The organism is Cryobacterium sp. Y50 (assembly GCF_002929805.1).
Lineage (GTDB): Bacteria > Actinomycetota > Actinomycetes > Actinomycetales > Microbacteriaceae > Cryobacterium.
In genome coordinates this window covers 1-1181 of sequence record NZ_PJJM01000004.1, presented here as the reverse complement: position 1 = coordinate 1181, position 1181 = coordinate 1, and the positions used below count along the sequence as shown (strand labels likewise).

1 protein-coding gene is annotated in these 1181 nt (G+C 61.7%); it reads right to left on the bottom strand.

From position 1 onward, the window contains the following. Positions 1–17: 17 nt before the first annotated feature. Positions 18–1181, bottom strand: a 1164-nt coding sequence (locus tag CXY73_RS00025; protein ID WP_233198048.1) for an IS110 family transposase, incomplete at its 5' end; no start/stop codon positions are given.

The following is a 1181-nucleotide window of genomic DNA, read 5'->3' as shown; positions in this document are numbered from 1 at the left end:
TGATGCTCCTATAGTTGTCAATTGTTTTTTTGGATGGCTTTTTGCTTGTGGAGCCAGTCCCGAAATTGGTTAGCGAGGTTGTCGTCTCGGCTGAGTCCTCGTTCGATTCGGGAGAGGGTGCCGGGCCAGGTGTTGACGTGGCCTGCTGCCTCGCGGAGGGTGATGTGGAGGTCTTGGCGCGCGGTGCGTAGGTCGGTGATCGAGGGCGCCGCGTGTGGGTTGGTGAGTTGACGGTAGAGTTCCCGGGCGACGTATCGTTTTAGGCAGCGCATGATTTCCTTCTTGGTCTTGCCTTGAGCCGTTCGTCGGGCCGCATATTCTCTGGTCCGGGAGTCGGTCGCGAGGCGTGAGACGACGACGTGGTGGATTGCCGCGTTGGCCGCTCTGTCGCCGCCGCGGCTGAGCCTGTGCCGGCTCGTCTTGCCGGATGACGCTGGTATGGGGGCGACGCCGACAAGGGCCGCGAACTGCGCTTCAGTGGCGATGCGTTCGGGGTTGTCGCCCACGGTGACGAGGAGCTGGCTGGCTACTTCGATGCCAACGCCGGGGACGTCTCGCAACAGCGGTGCGCTGTCCCGGAGGATCTCTGCCAGCGCCGTATCGGTGTCAAGAATCTCCCGCTCGAGAAATTGGTATCGGGCGGCGAGTTTCTTCACAGTGAGGGCCGTTGCCGTGCCAGGATCTGTGAGGTTTCCTACTGGACGGGAGCGTTCCAACGCCAGGATGAGTTGTGCGCTCCTCAGGGCGCGAAACCTGCTCCGCACTTGCTCGGGAGTGGAGACGAGGATTCCCTTGATCTGGTTGATGGAGGTGGTGCGCGCCTTCATCGCTGAGCTGCGAGCGGCGCGGAGGACGCGGAGGCATTCGACGGGGCCGTCTTTGGTTTTCGGCGTCGAGATGCCTCGTTCCGCTAAGACCGATTCGGCTGCTTGGTAGGCGTCCAAAGGATCTAATTTTCCGCGTAGGCGCCGTGCTTGGCGGTTGGGTCGGTTGACCTCGTGGACGGGGAGTCCTGCTGTTCGCAGAACTCGACTGAGTTCCGCTCCATAACTGCCGGTTCCTTCGACGCCCACGCCGATGACCAGACCGAAGTGGGTGATGAAGGCGAGGATGTTCCGGTAACCGGACCCGACCGCCAGGAATTTTTCAGCAGCGAGGTGTTTGCCGTGGTCGTCGATGAT